Raw genomic sequence first — 17,476 nt, forward strand, 5'->3', positions numbered from 1 at the left:
TGGATTTTTCATTTTTATCTTTAAGCTTTTGACTAATTAGCCACTTCGCTAATAAATTTTATTCGCATTAAGCGCAATTCAATAAGATCATAATCTCCATCAAATTCTTTAAGAGCACTTTCTATACTATCGGATTCAGATTCCATAAAATACTCTTGAATTTCTTCTTGTTGGTCTTCGTCAAGCATTTCGTCTATCCAATATTTGATATTTAGTTTGGTACCAGAATACACGATTTGTTCCATTTCTTTTATCAAATCATCCATCTTTAACCCTTTTGCAGAAGCGATATCTGTCAAGGCCAATTGTCTGTCGATATTTTGGATGATGTATAATTTATTAATTGAATTGACACCGGTTGATTTTACAACCAAATCATCAGGACGAACAATATCATTATCTTCTACATAACGGCTGATTAGGCTAACAAACTCTTTTCCGTATTTTTTTGCTTTTCCTTCACCAACCCCGTGAATATTAACTAGCTCTTCTTGTGAAATAGGGTACTTTAAGGCCATGTCTTCAAGAGACGGATCCTGAAAGACCACAAAAGGAGGAACTCCAAGTTTCTTAGCTACTTTTTTACGCAATTCACGCAACATAGTCATCAATAATTCATCTGTAGTTCCAGAAGATTTTGATCCTGTTACAATAGCTTCATCATCAGCTTCATTATACTCATGATCCTCAGACATCATAAATGAAGTTGGTTTTTTGATAAAAGCCAATCCCTTTTTAGTAACTTTTACGATTCCATAAGTTTCGATATCCTTAGACAATAAGCCATCTACAAGAACTTGTCTTAATAATGCCATCCAGAATTTCTCATCATGTTTTGAACCTGAACCAAAAAATGATTGTGAATCTGTTTTATGCGCTTTTATCATGGCATTCACACGACCAATTAAAGCAAATACGATTTCTTTAGATTTATAAATATGCTTGGTATCCCTAACAACTTCTAACAATTGAACCACTTCATTCTGTGCTTCAACTTTTGTTTTAGGGTTTCGAACATTATCATCCATATCAGCACCTTCGCCAGTTTCGCTATCGAACTCTTCACCAAAATAGTGGAGTAAAAATTTTCGTCTAGACATAGAAGTCTCCGCATAAGCCACCACTTCTTGCAATAAAGCAAAACCTATTTCTTGCTCGGCTACCGGTTTTCCGGATAGAAATTTTTCTAATTTTTCTACATCTTTATAAGAGTAATAAGCCAAACAATGTCCTTCGCCTCCATCTCGACCTGCACGTCCGGTTTCTTGATAATAACTTTCTAATGATTTTGGTATATCATGATGAATTACAAAACGCACATCGGGTTTATCTATTCCCATACCAAAAGCGATAGTTGCTACAACTACCTCTACATCTTCCATCAAGAACATATCTTGATGTTTGGCACGTGTTTTTGCGTCTAAACCTGCATGGTAAGGTACAGCACTAACTCCGTTTACTTGCAAAACTTCGGCAATAGATTCTACTTTCTTACGACTCAAGCAATAAATAATTCCTGATTTTCCTTTATGCTGTTTTATAAAACGAATAATGTCGGATTCTATATTTTTCGTTTTAGTCCTTACTTCATAAAATAAATTGGCTCTGTTAAATGAGGCTTTGAAAGTAGTTGCATTAGCCATATCCAGATTTTTCAGGATATCCTCTTGCACTTTTGGCGTAGCAGTAGCAGTAAGCCCAATAATAGGTACTTCACCGAGTTGCTTAATAATACTCTTAAGATTTCTATATTCTGGTCTAAAATCATGTCCCCATTCTGAAATACAGTGCGCCTCATCTATGGCTACAAAAGAAATAGGCACAGTTTGAAGAAAAGCAACATATTCCTCTTTGGTCAAGGATTCTGGAGCAACATAAAGCAACTTTGTTAATCCTGATGCAATATCAGATTTAACTTGAGCAATTTCTGTTTTGGTAAGTGAGGAATTTAAAACATGGGCAATGCCATTTTCTGAAGATAGGCTTCGAATAGCATCTACCTGATTTTTCATCAATGCAATTAAAGGAGACACCACAATTGCGGTCCCTTCTTGAATTAAAGCAGGCAATTGGTAACAGAGTGATTTTCCCCCACCCGTAGGCATAATAACAAACGTATTGTGCTTATTGAGCAAGCTTTTTATAACCTGTTCCTGCAGCCCTTTAAATTGGCTAAAGCCAAAATATCTCTTTAATTCTTTGTGTATGTCAATTTCGTATGAATTCATTCTTTATTATGTGGTATTTTATATAAATTTGCGGCACATAAAGATACTACTTTCTTTTATACTTACAAACTTTAAATTATCTGTTTTGATAACAAGAGAAAATATATTGGCAATAGCCAAAAAAACTATCGAATCCGAGAGCAAATCAATCTCTAAACTATTGAATTATATAGATGACACATTTGCGGAAGCTGTAGAATGCATCTTTAATTCTAAAGGAAGATTAGTCGTAACTGGAATAGGAAAAAGTGCTATTATTGCCCAAAAAATGGTAGCTTCCTTTAATTCTACCGGTACACCTTCTTTATTTTTACATGCTTCAGAAGCCATTCATGGTGACTTAGGAATGATACAAGATAACGATGTGATTATTTGTATTTCAAAAAGTGGTAATAGCCCAGAAATTAAAGCTTTGGTTCCTCTTTTGACTCGTTTTGGCAATAAATTAATCGGAATAACGGGCAATATGACATCATTTCTTGCTAAAGGTTCTGATTTTGTATTGAACACAACTGTAGATACTGAATCTTGTCCTTTAAATTTAGCACCAACAAATAGCACTACTGCTCAATTGGTCATGGGAGATGCCCTGATAGTTTGCTTAATGGAAATGCGTGATTTTAAAGCCGAAGATTTTGCAAAATTTCATCCAGGTGGTGCTTTAGGAAAAAAACTATTACTCCGAGTAAAAGACATGCTAGAACATACTTTGAAACCGGAAGTTGACCCAAATGCTTCTATTAAAAGAGTCATTTTTGAAATTTCAGAAAAACGTCTTGGTGTTACCGCTGTTGTAGAAAACAACAAAGTAGTCGGAATAATTACCGATGGTGATATTCGTAGAATGCTAAATGATAGAGACACTTTTGCCGATTTGACTGCAAAAGATATCATGACGAAAAGTCCAAAAACAACAAACTCAGAAAGTATGGTTATTGATGCTTTCAATATTATGGAAGATTTCTCAATCACTCAATTAGTGGTTGTTGATAATGGTGACTACAAAGGAGTATTACACTTGCATGATATATTAAAAGAAGGTATTGTATAATGGCAAATAAAACTCTAGGCGAAATGTCGTTTTTAGATCATCTTGAAGAACTAAGATGGTTATTGGTTAGAAGTACAATTGCTGTAATTATTATGGCTTGTATTACTTATTTTATTAGTGATTACTTATTTGACACCATTATTTTTGGTCCAACAAGACCTTCCTTTTTTACTTATACTTTTTTTTGTGATTTATCGCACCGACTAGGTTTTGCCGAAAGTATTTGCATTACCGAAATGCCATTTATCATTCAGAACACTGAAATGGAAGGGCAAGTAAACGTATTTGTTTGGATGTGTATTTTGGCTGGTTTTATCTTAAGTTTCCCTTATATTTTATGGGAAGTTTGGAAATTCATCAGTCCTGCTTTATATGAAAAAGAAAAGAAAAACGCGAAAGTATTTGTATTTACTTCTTCCCTACTTTTCTTTTTAGGAGTTATATTTGGTTATTTTGTGGTCATCCCAATGTCGGTTAATTTTGTTGCTACTTTTACAGTAAGTGATGTAGTAAAAAACCAATTCACATTAGATTCCTATATGGGAATGGTAAAAACTAGCATTTTAGCCAGTGGATTATTCTTTGAATTACCTATTATCATTTATTTTCTAACCAAATTAGGTTTGGTAACACCTGAGTTTTTAAGGAAATATTGGAAATATGCCGTTGTAATAATCCTAATTGTTGCTGCAATTGTTACACCTCCTGATGTAGTGAGCCAAACTATTGTTGCTATACCAATGTTGATCATTTATGAAGTAAGCATATTGATTTCAAAAATTGTCGTATTAAATAAAAAGAAAGAAAATGTCTGATATCGTACAAGAATTCAATGATTATCGTTCTAAAATGAACGAAAAATTATTGGCCGACAATAATAAAATAGTGAAACGCATTTTCAATCTTGACACCAATGCTTATGCTGCGGGAGCCTTAGATGTAAAAACCAAAGAACTACTAGGTTTAGTAGCTTCGGCAGTTTTGCGTTGTGATGATTGCGTAAAATATCATTTGGAAACCAGCTATAAAGAAGGAGTTACTAAAGAAGAAATGATGGAAGCTATGGGAATTGCAACCCTTGTTGGTGGCACAATTGTAGTACCTCATTTGCGTAGAGCTTATGAATTTTGGGAAGCATTGGAAGAGCAAGGAAATTAGATAATTAATAAATCTGATAATGAGATAAATTAGATTTTCGAAACATTGTCTCATTGTCTAATTGACACATTATCTATATTGACACATTACCTAAATTATCTAATTGAACAATGAAATTAAGAGCAGAAAATTTAATAAAAACATATAAGGGCCGTAGTGTCGTAAAAGGCATTTCTGTAGAAGTGAACCAAGGCGAAATTGTAGGGCTTTTAGGTCCCAATGGCGCTGGAAAGACCACTTCATTTTATATGATTGTAGGATTGGTTAAGCCAAATTCAGGAAACATTTATCTTGACGATTTGAACATTACGGATTATCCGATGTACAAAAGAGCACAGCAAGGAATTGGTTATTTGGCACAAGAAGCTTCCGTTTTTAGAAAATTAAGTATCGAAGATAATATTTTAAGTGTATTGCAATTAACCAAACTTTCCAAAGAGCAGCAGATAGCCAAAATGGAAAGCTTAATTGCCGAATTTAGTTTAGAACACATTCGTACCAATCGCGGGGATTTACTTTCGGGAGGAGAGCGTCGTCGTACCGAAATTGCCCGTTGTTTAGCAACCGATCCAAAATTCATCTTACTTGATGAACCTTTTGCAGGTGTCGATCCAGTTGCTGTAGAAGATATTCAAAGAATTGTAGCTCAATTAAAAAATAAAAATATCGGAATCTTAATAACTGACCATAACGTGCAGGAAACTCTGGCCATCACTGACAAAACGTATCTTATGTTTGAAGGAGGAATTCTAAAAGCCGGTATACCTGAAGAATTGGTTGAAGACGAAATGGTACGTCGCGTATATCTAGGTCAGAATTTCGAATTAAGAAAGAAGAAGTTAGAGTTTTAATTTTTTTAGATAAACAGCTGCTAATTTTAAATAAAAAATCTCAAGAGCTAACATTCATAGTCCAAGACTATTCAACGGTAATAAAATGTAGTTGCTGTAAATCGCCATTATAGATATTTACGTCTACGCTATAATCGATTCCTGGGACTGTGGCTTTTTCTGTAAATTGCCAAAAGAGCCAGTTGTCTTGAATTTTTTCTCTGTAAAAGTTATAATTGGCTATCCAAAAAAGATAATCACTAAACTCCTCTTTCAAAAAATCATCATAGTATTTCTCTCCAGTATAAATTACTGGTCGCACTCCATAATGCAATTCTACTGCATTCAGCCAACGTCTTAAACCTACTTTCAATCTTTCAATAGACTGTTCTTTAGGAAGTTTTTCGATATCCAAAACTGGTGGTAAATCTCCTTTTCTTAGTTTAACCGTTTTTATAAAGAGTTTGGCTTGTTCTAAGGAATTTTCGTTGGGACGATAGTAATGATAAGCACCCCGTATCATTTTGTTTTCTTTGGCACCAAGCCAATTTTTTTTAAATTGGTGATCTACCCTATCATTTCCAACAGTTGCCCGAATGAAGACATAATGCAACGGATATTTTTTTTCTAAAGTATCAACATAAGACCAGCGGATTTTCCCCTGATATTCGGAAACATCCAAGCCTACTATTTTACCCTCATTTTTTTCTAAAACCCGTAGATTCCTAGCTTCAGAAAAAACATCGGTATGACTATTGTAATGCGATTTAAAACCTAAATAATTCGCTAAACCGGAACGATAATGATATGCAACTGACAATACCGCCACAATCAAGAAACCAACTATAAAATAACCAAATATCTTAGCCGAGAAAACGGTTCTCTTCTTTTTAGACTTACGACTATAAGCTGTTCTTGTATTCTTTTTCTTCATCCAAAAAAACTACTTTTTTAGAAACTTATTATTAATTATTGAAAGTAATACATAGAATATGATTACCAATGCTATTCCTAAATATTGAAGAAAAAACAACAACAAAACAGAGATGGTTAAAAAAACAATCTGAAGTGCATTATCCTTGAAATTAAATTTCTTGATTTTCAATGCAAATAAAGGAATTTCAGCATTCATGACATAGGCGCTAAACAATGATATTAGTAGTAAAACCCATTTTTCAGTTAAAATTTCGAGTACCATCAATGACTCAGCAGAATAATATTCTAATACTAGAGGAAGACTCAATATAAAAAGAGTATTAGCCGGTGTTGGCAAACCTATAAACGAATCTGTCTGACGGGTGTCTATATTAAATTTAGCCAAACGAAAACACGCCCCCAATGTAATTATAAATCCTAAATAAGGGAAATATTGAAGATATCCCTCACTCATATCTACCGAACTGCTAAGCATCATTTTGAACATCACAAATCCGGGAACAACACCGCTGGTTACCATATCGGCCAATGAATCCAATTGTAGACCTAGAGGACCGGCTACTTTAAACAAACGAGCAAAAAAACCATCAAAAAAATCTAAGAAGATACCTAGACAAACAAAAATGAATGCCATCTCAAAACGATCATTACTAGTATATACTAAAGCGATACAACCACATAAAAGATTTAACAGAGTTATTGTATTTGGGATGTGTTTTTTGATGTTCATAGTTTTTTAATTGAATTTTATGCTCGACAAATTTAATACAATATGTGGATGAGATACGCGTTTTTAATGGAGATTTTCGACTACTTTTTATCAAATCTTATTAATTTATAGAAATGAAGAAGTTACATCATCAAAAAACTTTATTTTTGGAAAAAATTAAAAATCATTTTTTGCTTACAAATATCAACTTTTGAGAAAAACACAGCTCTTTTTATTGCTTTTTATTGCTATATCTTCTTATAGCCAAACCGTTCGCAAATATTCTAATGAGTTCATGAATATTGGTGTAGACGCCGCTGCATTGGGTATGTCTAATGCTGTTGTTGCTTCTACCGCCGATGTAAATTCATGTTATTGGAATCCCGCTGGACTAATTCATCTGGAGGATAACCAAATCGCTTTAATGCATGCCAATTACTTCGCTAATATTGCTAAATACGATTATGCCGCCTATGCAAGTCCAATTGATGATAGAAGTGCATGGGGAATTTCAATAATTCGTTTTGGTGTAGATGACATTTTAAACACAACCGAATTAATTGACAACGAAGGCCATATAGATTACAATCGAATTAAACTTTTTTCAACTGCAGACTATGGCTTTACTTTTTCTTATGCTGTAAAGTTACCTGTACCCGGATTTCAATATGGAGTTAATGCTAAAATTATCCGAAGAGTAATTGGAGATTTTGCAAGTTCTTGGGGATTTGGTTTTGATTTTGGTTTGCAATTCGAAAAAAATGATTGGCAATTCGGGTTAATGCTTCGCGATATCACCACTACATATAATATTTGGAACATTAATGAAGCTGCTTATCAAAAAATAGCAGATGCTATTCCTGGTCAAAACCAAGAAATGCCCGAAAGTTCAGAAATCACACTTCCTAAAGCTCAACTGGGAGTGGCAAAAAAGTTTATTTTTCATGAAGATTACAGTCTCTTGACTACTGCCAATATGAACATGCAATTTACCAAAACCAATGATTTAATTTCAAGCAGCTTTGTAAGTATCGATCCTGCCATTGGTTTAGAATTTGGTTATACCAATCTTGCTTTCTTAAGAGCTGGTATTGGAAATTTTCAGCAGGTAACACAATTAGACAATACAGAAAAAATAGGGTTTCAACCTAATATTGGTTTAGGTTTTAAATACAAAGGCATCGCTATTGATTATGCGCTAACTGCTCTAGGCAACCAAAGTACTGCTCTGTACTCGAATGTATTTTCTCTAAAAATTGATTTATCGCTTTTTAGAAATTAACTTTTAGACTATTCAAAAAATTACATCTTAATTATATTTTAAAATTGACAAAATGAAAGCTAGCCAATTAAAGAACATTTTTGTTTGTATTCTTTTACTGAATTCAATTTATAACTCTTTCGGTCAAGATGTTTTATTATCAAAAAATGCCCATATTAGTGTACTTACTTGTGGCACCGGGAATGAGTCTTATTCGTTATTTGGCCATACTGCAATAAGAGTAAGCGATATTGACAATAATATCGACATAGTTTACAACTATGGTGCATTTGACTTTGATACGCCAAATTTTGTAATGCAATTTACCAAAGGTGATTTAAATTATTTTATAACAAACAATCGATATATTGATTTTATCAATCAGTACACTTATGAAAAAAGAGATGTCTATGAACAAGAATTGAATATCCCTCTTGCTCTTAAACAAGAACTATTTAACAACTTAGCACAATCAATGTTATCTGATGAACGCTTATACAATTATAAATTTATAGATAATAATTGTACATCTAAGGTTGTAGATGTGATCAATAAAACTTTAAAATCTAAAGTAATTATCAAAAAAACAGATACTGATCAAACCTACAGATCTATTCTTTTTCCTTACTTTGACAACCATTTTTATGAAAAACTAGGAACAAGCATTGTATTTGGGAGAAAAGTGGATCAAATGGGCACTAAAATATTTTTACCTTTTGAGCTTCAAAAAAGCCTAAAGCTCATTCAATACCAAAACCATCCTTTGTGTGGAGAAAACAAAACTATACTTACTTTTGAGGAGGAAACCCCATCTTCTTGGTGGAATAATTGCTATTCTTATCTTTTGCTCTTAGGATTTGTAATACTAATAAATAAAAGAGCTATTGACTTCGTTTATCTATTTACAATAGCCTTATTGGGATCATTATTTGTTTTTTTAGGATTTTATTCCTCTCATCAAGAACTAGGATATAACTACAACATACTATTATTTAATCCCATACTTTTCATAGCATTGTTTTTTTGGAGTACAAAAAACTCAAAATGGACATATAAAACAGCTGGTTTTACTATCCTCACTATGGTTTTATATTTCTTTTTGATGCTAAATAAAGTTCATTTACTGATAATTGCTCCTATTTTAATAACTAACCTAGTTGTTTTAATAAGACTAGCTATCAGAAATAAAAAGCGTATTCCAATAATAATCTAATTTATTGACCTCTATAGAACAAGACGGTAGAAATTGTTTTGAAGACAATACTCAAATCCAAATAAATACTTCGGTGTTTGATGTAGTACAAATCGTATTGAAGTTTTACCAAACTGTCTTCTATTTTTTCGCCATATGAATAATTCACTTGAGCCCAACCTGTTAGACCAGGTTTAATAATATGGCGAGTTTCATAAAAAGGCATTATTTTAGCAATTTCATTTACAAAATAAGGGCGCTCTGGACGAGGTCCAATAATGGCCATATCACCTTTCAGAATATTAATAAACTGAGGAACCTCATCTATTCTTGTTTTTCTCAAAAATTTACCAAACTTGGTTATACGAGAATCATTGGTTGTGGTAAAAACAGCTCCTTTGGTTTCCGCATTTTTAATCATAGTTCTGAACTTTAAAATTTCAAATTCAACACCATCTTTACCAACTCTTTCTTGGGTATAAAACAATTGTCCTTTGTTCCAAAAAATATTTCCTAAGAGAATTATAGGAACCAAAACCAAACCAATACATATACCCAGTAATGACAAACCTATTTCGAATAATCTAACAATTGATAAATACAGTTTATTTTGGTTACTTCGACTAAAAGGAAAAAAACGATAAAAATCTCTGGCAATATATTGTACAGCAATACGCAGTGTTTTGTTTTCATAAACTTGTGTATACTCTCTGATAGTTACCCCTGATTCTAATATTTGAAGCAACTGTTGGTATAAATCTACTGTTATACCGTCGGTTTTTGGGGACGCTACAACAAGTTCAGAAATTCCATTTTCCGTTACAAACAAGCTTAATTCTTCTCTTTTAATACATCGTACATAATGATCCTCGAAATTATCATTAATAGGCTGCTCAGCATTTACATATCCTATTATTTTATAATGAGGATCTGCGTTTTCAATCCCCAAAATTAATTCCTCAACCTGCTCCCTGTCACATATTAACAACACTTTTTGCACAAATCTGTTAGAGGCTAAAAATCGAACATAAATCATTCTCCATGTATATAATGCTAAAAAAACTGCCAGATAGAAAAACAATAATTGAAGCCTATTCTTTGGCAATTGAGGAGAAAAAATTGGTGTCAGCAAATAAAATACCACAGTGGCAGTAGTCGCAAGAACAGTGCTTCTCAGAACTTGAAAGTGGTTACTAGCCACCTGAAGATTATACATTTCAAAAACAGCACCAAATACATTTATATAGATAGCCAAAACTATTGTCCAATAATAGTTTGTGACAGAAAATCTAAAATATTCGAAATGAAATAAAAAACCAACTAGGTATAACGCAAACAAAACAGAAATAACATCAAAAAAGCGCAATAGGAGCTTTCTCTCAGAAATTTCGAAGTGTATGTTTTTTTGGTTACTCATAAGATTAAAAAGTCATATAATGTTGCAAGGTAATTAAATATACAAAAAAGAAAACAATTATTTTAGGATTCTAATCCAATTATGTCTTAGAGATATCCAATCAAAACTCTCTGCTTTTTGCCTAGCATCTCCTGTTAGCCTAATAAATAAATCCGGACTTTCAATTATTTCCTCTATAGCCGATACCATTCCATTAACATCATTATCTAATACTAATAGAGCCTCTTTTTTATTTTCTAACAAATAAGGGATACCTCCAACATTCGTAGAAACTACTGCCAATCCTAAGCTCATAGCTTCAACAACACTTACTGGCATATTATCAAAATGAGTGGTATTTATAAAAACTGCATATTCCTTAGAAAGATTTATCCAATCTTGTTTTGATAATTTTCCTGTAAAGAGTACCTCCAATTTTAAATCTTTGGCTTTTTCTTTTGCCTCTAATAAGCTCCCATCTTTTTCAGGCCCAACCATACAAAGTCTCGCTTCTGGATATTTCTTTTTTATTGAAGAAAATACCTCAATAGCCATTAACGGATTGTATATTTGAGCAAAAGAACGAACCCACAAAAGGTTTGGAGCAGCTTTTTCTCGTTCATGTAATGGATAGTTTTTTATTTCTATCCCATTTGGAATATGAATCAAATTATCAAAACCTTTTTCTTTGAATTTCTCTAATAAATACTTAGAAGGAGAAACATTCTGATAAGAATTTTTAAAAATCATATTACTGATTTTTGGATTTTTCTTTAACCGAAAAGGCAAATTACCTCCATGTAAAATTGGTATATACTTTAAATTTAGTAACCTACACAACTGTGAAGAAGCGAATGCATACCAAAAATTGGTGGTACTATAAGTATCGATAAGCACATAATTAGCTTTTTTATTTTGCAATACACTCCAAAGCATAGCAATCAATCTTTGCAGCTTATATTTTTTTGAAGAACTATAAGTCATACTAAACCCTTCTTGTTCCAAAAGTGGTCCGAGAATTTCTATGGTAGTTGGAGTAACTCCATGTTTAGATAGCTTATTTCCTATGTAGAGTATTTTTTTCATACAAAGATATATTTCTCTTTAGTGAAATATGGCATCACCATTCTTCATTTCTGTCTCTTTTGGAATCGTATCAATTTCTTCAATATAAACTTTTAACAATGAAAGCGCATAAACAAATGCTGGAGCTGCAAGTCGCATGGCGGCATGGTTAATGGTCAGCAGCCAAAAAGCTAGAAAAGACAACAGTAATAAATTTTGACGGCTATCTACAAATAATAATAAAGGAGTAAATAATAAAATCATTAGATCAATTAATCCTAGTGAACCGTGCTCTGCCAACATTCTAGTAATTTCATTATGTGAGGCAACTACGTTCCCAGTTACTTCTTCCCTAATTTCTTTACCTCTTCCCACACCTGCCCCTAAAACCGGGTTATCAAAAAAAATCTGTAACTCAGACTGCATAAGTTCCTCCCTTCCGCTAAATTGACTTTTTTTCTCTCTTCCCGTTGCATCTTGATTAGCATATCGCTTATTAATCAATCCGCCAGTTTGCATAGAACTATACCCCCAAACTCCTAATCCAGCCAAAAAAGATAGTATAATAATCAATCCCATTTTAGGCTTTGTATTAAGATTAGCCTGAAAATACAGTACTGTCATAAGTAAAAAAATCATCAAAACTGCCGTCATTACTCCTCCTCTGGAAAAAGTAACGATTCCTCTAAAAGCAAAAACCAAAACAAATCCCGCATTTATTATTTGCAGCAATCTGCTTTTTGAATTTAGCAGCAATTGTACAAAAAAAATAAAAATCCCTAATCCCAATATAGTAGATACTTGATTAGGTCCAAATCCCCCTGAGGTTTCAAAATTTGATTGTGTTCCCGTAACTACATCTCTCACGCTGGGAGTATATAAAAACAGGTAAACCACTATAGAAACCAAAGGCAAAGAAAAAGTTGTAATTACACCTTTTAATCGGTCAAAAGCAATTTTTCTTTGGTAACAATATATCGAAGAAATTCCCAAACAAACTGGCCCCGAAATATTAAACGCTATTGCCTTTCGGAGATCAGTTTCAAAATTCATAGAAAGGATCGATATAATAATACCTGGAATTAACAATGTCAAAAAGACCCAATATAAAAAAGCATTTTTTGAAAATCCAGAATAAATCATTCCTAGAAACATAAAAATTAAGATCGAATATTTACCAAACTCGCTCAAGATTACTCCATCAGTCATTCTCAAAAGCACCTCAACACTAACTACATAGGCTGACATTATAAGTACTTCATTATTTTTGTTTTTCTTTTTTACAATATAGTAAACGCCAAATACAAATATTATCAAAGTATATACTTTAGAAATGATAGGCAAAACATATACTAATGCCCCAAGAAAAGCATGAAAGAGTATTAAATAAATATAAGACAGTTCTTCCTTCTTCATTTCAACTTTTTTTTAACCAATTTAAATACTTTCTCAATACATTTTCAGCTGAATATTCTGCTTGAATACAGCTATAAAGAGCATTCCCGAAATCAAATCTCAAAGCCTCGTCCTTTATCAATTCTACTAGAGATTGATAATACAAATCAGGTTCGTTAGAATCGACAATAAAACCATTCTTCCCATGTTGCACTATCATCGGAATCTCTCCCACTCGTGTAACTACAACTGCTTTTTTATATAATCCATATTCCAAAAGTGCAACTGGAAGTCCTTCGGATTGTGAAGTCAAAATAGCAATATCCGATTGTGATAAAATATTCTCTACATCTTGCTTGGAACCATATAGAAACACATTGTTTTCTAAATCATAATCCATTATTAGCCTTCTAATTTGCTCAGAATATTTATCCTCGAAGTCTTGCCCAACCAAATGAAAAGTCCAATTTGGCTGGAATTGTCTAAGTTTTCTAGCTACCTCTAACAACAAAAAATGATTTTTTTGTTCTCTTAAATTAGCCAAAGATACAATTCGTCTTCCTTCAACCCCTTTTAGGACTGTATCTCCCACAATTCCCATCTCAATCACCGGAAAGTTAGGCAAAAAAATAACGTTTTTAGCTTTTAGTTTCTGCTCCGACCAATCTTTAAGCTTTTGATTTACGGCGATAATTCCATTAAAAAAATAAGCTGTCAGTTTCAATACAAAATAAGGTCTAGTTGCTAAAAATTCATTATTACCATAATGATCGTGTCTAATAATCGTTAACGATGGTAGGCTCATTTTTAAAAGAAAAGCAAGAAAAAAAGAAGTACTATGTGCATGAACATGAGTAACCTTGTTCTTTAAAACATAAGACCGTAATCTAAAAAGAGCTGCTGTATCAAGTCGCTTTTTTTTATTCAAAAACAAATAGGAAACATTTGGGTGAATTTGATGCAGTAGAGAACCCTCTTTGCGAGTAGCAACTAAACCCGAAAATTCAATTTTATCGACCAAAGCATTCGCATAATTTACCGCCATACGCTCAGCTCCTCCTGCATCTAGTGAGTCTATGATTTGAATAATTCTCATTATAACAATACTTTTTTTATTTCTGCTTCAAAAATATCAAGTGTGTATTTTTGTGACCATTCCGATGCTTTTTTTCTTTTAGCATCATAATCAATTTTATTATTTAAAGCAGCTTCTACCTCACGTACATCTTTCTCTAAACTCATTTGTAACAATACTCCTCTTTCTCCATAATTCAGCATAAAAGGAACACAAGAAACAGCAGTTGCAACTGGGACACATCCCCAAAACATTCCTTCGGCAATTGCTTTTGGCCAACCTTCACTTTGAGAAGGTAAAATTACAAAATGACTTTTTTGATATATCTTTTTGATTACTTCTTTTTCCTGATTTCCACATAGGTTGACAAATGTTGCTATCCCCCTTGAACTAATATATTGTTCTAAATAATCTCTCTCGACTCCTTCACCATACAATTCCAAACTCACGTTATAACCTTTTTGCCATAAACCTTCTACCAACTGAATAGCATACAATGGTTTTTTCCCTTTTGATAAGGTTCCTACAAATACAAAATTAATTACCCCTTTTAAATCCAATGGTTTAATTAATTCTTTTTCTTTTTCAGAATAAGAAGCTGTAAAAAAAGGAAGAATATTTTTAGTACTTCCTTGCCATACTCCATAAACTAAAACCTGCATATTGCGGGTCAAAAAAGTGTTACTCAAAATCCACTTTTGCAAACAATAACTCCAAGGCTGTTTTGATTTTGGATCCCAATTTCCAGCATACTTGGCCGTTTTAGGTTTACTGGGAAATAAAATTTGAACCAAACATCCCAACAAACCAATATTGCCGGGACAACGCAAATGTATATGATCAGCTTCTTTCATGGCCTTAAAAATTTGCCAACTTATTTTTGGGATTTTTAAAATCGCATTACAAATGGATTTAAAACCCAATAGATTAATATTCTCAATCTTGAAAAACTTAATATTCTCTTGATTATATGGACTATCAATTGCCGTATTTGAAGCTTGAATAATAGGCGCAACAATAATTACCTCATCAACATATTTTGACCAAACATTCATTTCACGAACATAAGGAGCATAACCAAAATACTGGTTATTCTTTTTGATATGATTGACATGGGTAATAATTGTAAAAATCATTACTTTTGGATTAAATCGTTTTGTCTACAATAGATAATATTCTCTTAATGTAATTTCGAGGATGTAAATAATTATCACTCCAAATTAAATTATTATGTCCCATTTCCAGATATTTATTTTCATTAAGCAAATATTCGATTTTTTCAGGCAACTCCATATAAGAGCTGCGAGAACTTAATTTTTCGTAATTTACATGCTCATCAAATTTATCTATAGAAACATTTAATGGAGTTGTTATAACAGCTTTTCCAAACAATAAATATTCGCCAATTTTCCATCCCGGAGTGTCTTTAAGACCATCATCGGCAATACAAATATTATAATTATTTAACATGTTAAAATAATTGTTTTTATTTGAACATTTAGAATCTAATAATAAATCCGGAGCTAGTTGTTTAGACAGATGATCAGCAAATAAACCTACCGAAGCATTTTTAAATGTCTTTTTTATAATACGACAAGCATTAATTCTAAACTCATTTTGATTTCTTCTACGTTCTTTCTCATCTTCATCTGAATGATTATCAGGATTCCACAATCTTGTTTGAAAAATAATATTACCTCCAAAATCGATTTCTCTTTTAGGGTATCTTTTAATATCTAAAACAGCATGTGATGAATTTGTAAATATCGAAAACCTGTCTAATGCCCTTATTACTTCTGTTCTGCTACTCCTATCAAATAAAAAATCTGATTTTAAATTCAGAAGCAATAAATGACTTTTATATGCCATTGGGACATTAAAATTTAATGGATATACATTAGCAATTTTATCTTTAGGAAGCAGTGATCTTTTAAAATAATAATCAAATTTTTCAGGAATATCTATAAATTTAGTATCATCAGAATAATCAAAAAAAACAGTCTTATTATCGATATATAAAACTGCACCATTAAATTTTATATTATTGTTTCGAATAATGTCAACATTTATTTTCTCTATTTTGCAAAAATAAAAGTAGGAATATATGAGCTGATTTAAATGATGTGTCCAAGATGAAAATTCTAATTTCATAATTGTTATTTTTACATTATAGTAAATTATTTGAAAAAATTGGTTTATTAAATAACAAACTCCACCACCCAACTGTTCTTCCTAATGCTTCCGTAACAGCTCCTTTTTTATTACTGTCATTAATTACATTAGTAAATCTAATTAATATCAGCAAAATAGTTATAGCATTCCATTTGTATCGATCTTTAAAACTTGGGGTTGGGTTCTTTATTCTCCATACATACCAACCATTTCTTACTACCATTTTACCGTATTTATACTGATTGGGACGTCCAGACTCAGCGTGATAGTGTGATAATTGAGCTGCAGTGTTCAAATACAAATTTCCGCTTTTTGAAACTCTTAAAGTAAAATCGGCATCCTCATATAAACCGTAACCTTCAAAATAATTAGAAAACGAAAACTTTTCAAAAACAGACTTTCTAAAAGACGAAACCCCACCCATTAATTGCTCTACCTGGTATATCTTATTACTTGAAGGCAAAAAACCAACGCTTCTTCCGTGAGAAAAAGAAGGAGAAAATCCTGGCGGGCAATCACTATCTAATTTAAGTTTTTTTCTTAAAATAAACCTACTACCATCTTTACGTTTCCATCCATCAAAATAAAATTCATTCAATTTAGGCATATAATTGACACCAACACACTCCCATTTCGTTTCATTATTAATGTACCCTCCAACTCCTAAAGCTTCAGGAAATAATTTGTATGTTTCTAATAAATTTTTAAAATAATCTGGTTCAAGAACAGTATCATCATCCAAAAAACAAATAACTTCCATTTCACTTCCAACTCTTTTGACTCCATAATTTCTTTGTTTGGTCAGACCTCTATGTTCTGCTGGAACAAAAAAATAATCTAGGTGCTTAAATTGATTTTCTTTTAGAATAACTTCTGTTTCTACATTAGTTGAACCATCAATAATCAGAATTTCATCCGGATATAGACTTTGTTCCTTAACCGACTCTAATAATTTCAGTAAGGGTTTAGGCCGCATGTAAGTACAAATGATTAAAGAAAATTTCATAT

The 17,476-nt window shown here is 32.3% G+C and carries 16 protein-coding genes; 6 read left to right on the top strand and 10 right to left on the bottom strand.

The annotated features are described in order from the left end of the window. Positions 1-32 precede the first annotated feature (32 nt). Positions 33-2,228: a DNA helicase RecQ gene (recQ, locus tag OZP08_RS19335; RefSeq protein ID WP_281322636.1), complete on the bottom strand. Its 2,196-nt coding sequence runs from the start codon at positions 2,226-2,228 to the stop codon at positions 33-35. Positions 2,229-2,313: 85 nt separating this feature from the next. Here recQ and OZP08_RS19340 point away from each other — a divergent pair, with 85 nt between their 5' ends. The 4 genes from OZP08_RS19340 (at position 2,314) to lptB (ending at position 5,288) form a co-directional block, all read left to right on the top strand. Continuing rightward, positions 2,314-3,279 (top strand): KpsF/GutQ family sugar-phosphate isomerase, encoded by a 966-nt coding sequence (locus OZP08_RS19340; RefSeq protein ID WP_281322637.1) that lies wholly within the window; start codon positions 2,314-2,316, stop codon positions 3,277-3,279. After that, positions 3,279-4,094: a twin-arginine translocase subunit TatC gene (tatC, locus tag OZP08_RS19345; RefSeq protein ID WP_281322638.1), complete on the top strand. Its 816-nt coding sequence runs from the start codon at positions 3,279-3,281 to the stop codon at positions 4,092-4,094. The genes OZP08_RS19340 and tatC overlap by 1 nt, the downstream gene beginning before the upstream one ends. After that, the gene (locus OZP08_RS19350; protein ID WP_268847667.1) at positions 4,087-4,437 is read left to right on the top strand and encodes a carboxymuconolactone decarboxylase family protein; all 351 of its coding nucleotides are present in this window, start codon (positions 4,087-4,089) and stop codon (positions 4,435-4,437) included. The genes tatC and OZP08_RS19350 overlap by 8 nt, the downstream gene beginning before the upstream one ends. Positions 4,438-4,547: 110 nt before the next feature. Beyond that, a complete protein-coding gene (gene lptB, locus OZP08_RS19355) occupies positions 4,548-5,288 on the top strand; it encodes an LPS export ABC transporter ATP-binding protein (RefSeq protein WP_268847668.1) in 741 nt (246 codons plus the stop codon). A 67-nt stretch (positions 5,289-5,355) separates the two neighbouring features. Here the strand turns inward: lptB and OZP08_RS19360 are convergent, their stop codons facing one another. After that, on the bottom strand, positions 5,356-6,201 hold the full coding sequence (locus OZP08_RS19360) for a glycoside hydrolase family 25 protein (protein ID WP_281322639.1): 846 nt from the start codon (positions 6,199-6,201) through the stop codon (positions 5,356-5,358). A 9-nt stretch (positions 6,202-6,210) separates the two neighbouring features. Beyond that, positions 6,211-6,933 carry a CDP-alcohol phosphatidyltransferase family protein gene (locus OZP08_RS19365; RefSeq protein WP_268847669.1) on the bottom strand — a complete coding sequence of 241 codons (723 nt, stop codon included), beginning with the start codon at positions 6,931-6,933 and terminating at the stop codon, positions 6,211-6,213. Positions 6,934-7,123: 190 nt separating this feature from the next. Between OZP08_RS19365 and OZP08_RS19370 the strand changes: the two genes are divergently transcribed. Next, a complete protein-coding gene (locus OZP08_RS19370) occupies positions 7,124-8,194 on the top strand; it encodes a putative type IX sorting system protein PorV2 (RefSeq protein WP_489886166.1) in 1,071 nt (356 codons plus the stop codon). A 52-nt stretch (positions 8,195-8,246) separates the two neighbouring features. Continuing rightward, a complete protein-coding gene (locus OZP08_RS19375; RefSeq protein ID WP_281322640.1) occupies positions 8,247-9,386 on the top strand; it encodes a lipoprotein N-acyltransferase Lnb domain-containing protein in 1,140 nt (379 codons plus the stop codon). Position 9,387: 1 nt separating this feature from the next. Here OZP08_RS19375 and OZP08_RS19380 read toward each other — a convergent pair whose 3' ends face one another. Genes OZP08_RS19380 through OZP08_RS19410 form a run of 7 tightly spaced genes read right to left on the bottom strand, consistent with a single transcriptional unit; the run spans position 9,388 to position 17,474 of the window. Then, the gene (locus tag OZP08_RS19380) at positions 9,388-10,782 is read right to left on the bottom strand and encodes a sugar transferase (protein WP_268847671.1); all 1,395 of its coding nucleotides are present in this window, start codon (positions 10,780-10,782) and stop codon (positions 9,388-9,390) included. A gap of 57 nt (positions 10,783-10,839) precedes the next feature. Then, positions 10,840-11,847, bottom strand: a complete 1,008-nt coding sequence (locus tag OZP08_RS19385; RefSeq protein WP_281322641.1) for a glycosyltransferase family 4 protein — start codon at positions 11,845-11,847, stop codon at positions 10,840-10,842. Between the two features lie 18 nt (positions 11,848-11,865). Then, positions 11,866-13,242 (bottom strand): O-antigen ligase family protein, encoded by a 1,377-nt coding sequence (locus tag OZP08_RS19390; RefSeq protein WP_281322642.1) that lies wholly within the window; start codon positions 13,240-13,242, stop codon positions 11,866-11,868. A 1-nt stretch (position 13,243) separates the two neighbouring features. Then, positions 13,244-14,317 (bottom strand): glycosyltransferase family 4 protein, encoded by a 1,074-nt coding sequence (locus OZP08_RS19395; RefSeq protein WP_281322643.1) that lies wholly within the window; start codon positions 14,315-14,317, stop codon positions 13,244-13,246. Next, on the bottom strand, positions 14,317-15,432 hold the full coding sequence (locus OZP08_RS19400; protein ID WP_281322644.1) for a glycosyltransferase family 4 protein: 1,116 nt from the start codon (positions 15,430-15,432) through the stop codon (positions 14,317-14,319). The genes OZP08_RS19395 and OZP08_RS19400 overlap by 1 nt, the downstream gene beginning before the upstream one ends. Positions 15,433-15,442: 10 nt before the next feature. Further along, a complete protein-coding gene (locus OZP08_RS19405) occupies positions 15,443-16,447 on the bottom strand; it encodes a hypothetical protein (RefSeq protein ID WP_281322645.1) in 1,005 nt (334 codons plus the stop codon). A gap of 16 nt (positions 16,448-16,463) precedes the next feature. Further along, on the bottom strand, positions 16,464-17,474 hold the full coding sequence (locus OZP08_RS19410) for a glycosyltransferase family 2 protein (protein WP_268847673.1): 1,011 nt from the start codon (positions 17,472-17,474) through the stop codon (positions 16,464-16,466). Between the last annotated feature and the right edge of the window lie 2 nt (positions 17,475-17,476).

Origin of the sequence: Flavobacterium aestivum (assembly GCF_026870175.2) — a bacterium.
Classification (GTDB): Bacteria; Bacteroidota; Bacteroidia; order Flavobacteriales; family Flavobacteriaceae; genus Flavobacterium; species Flavobacterium aestivum.

Bases quoted from the DNA above. Each gene is read 5' to 3' on its own strand.
- recQ (WP_281322636.1), bottom strand. From the start codon at position 2,228: ATGAATTCATACGAAATTGACATACACAAAGAATTAAAGAGATATTTT.
- tatC (WP_281322638.1), top strand. From the start codon at position 3,279: ATGGCAAATAAAACTCTAGGCGAAATGTCGTTTTTAGATCATCTTGAA.
- OZP08_RS19350 (WP_268847667.1), top strand. From the start codon at position 4,087: ATGTCTGATATCGTACAAGAATTCAATGATTATCGTTCTAAAATGAAC.
- lptB (WP_268847668.1), top strand. From the start codon at position 4,548: ATGAAATTAAGAGCAGAAAATTTAATAAAAACATATAAGGGCCGTAGT.
- OZP08_RS19360 (WP_281322639.1), bottom strand. From the start codon at position 6,201: ATGAAGAAAAAGAATACAAGAACAGCTTATAGTCGTAAGTCTAAAAAG.
- OZP08_RS19365 (WP_268847669.1), bottom strand. From the start codon at position 6,933: ATGAACATCAAAAAACACATCCCAAATACAATAACTCTGTTAAATCTT.
- OZP08_RS19375 (WP_281322640.1), top strand. From the start codon at position 8,247: ATGAAAGCTAGCCAATTAAAGAACATTTTTGTTTGTATTCTTTTACTG.
- OZP08_RS19380 (WP_268847671.1), bottom strand. From the start codon at position 10,782: ATGAGTAACCAAAAAAACATACACTTCGAAATTTCTGAGAGAAAGCTC.
- OZP08_RS19385 (WP_281322641.1), bottom strand. From the start codon at position 11,847: ATGAAAAAAATACTCTACATAGGAAATAAGCTATCTAAACATGGAGTT.
- OZP08_RS19390 (WP_281322642.1), bottom strand. From the start codon at position 13,242: ATGAAGAAGGAAGAACTGTCTTATATTTATTTAATACTCTTTCATGCT.
- OZP08_RS19395 (WP_281322643.1), bottom strand. From the start codon at position 14,317: ATGAGAATTATTCAAATCATAGACTCACTAGATGCAGGAGGAGCTGAG.
- OZP08_RS19400 (WP_281322644.1), bottom strand. From the start codon at position 15,432: ATGATTTTTACAATTATTACCCATGTCAATCATATCAAAAAGAATAAC.
- OZP08_RS19405 (WP_281322645.1), bottom strand. From the start codon at position 16,447: ATGAAATTAGAATTTTCATCTTGGACACATCATTTAAATCAGCTCATA.
- OZP08_RS19410 (WP_268847673.1), bottom strand. From the start codon at position 17,474: ATGAAATTTTCTTTAATCATTTGTACTTACATGCGGCCTAAACCCTTA.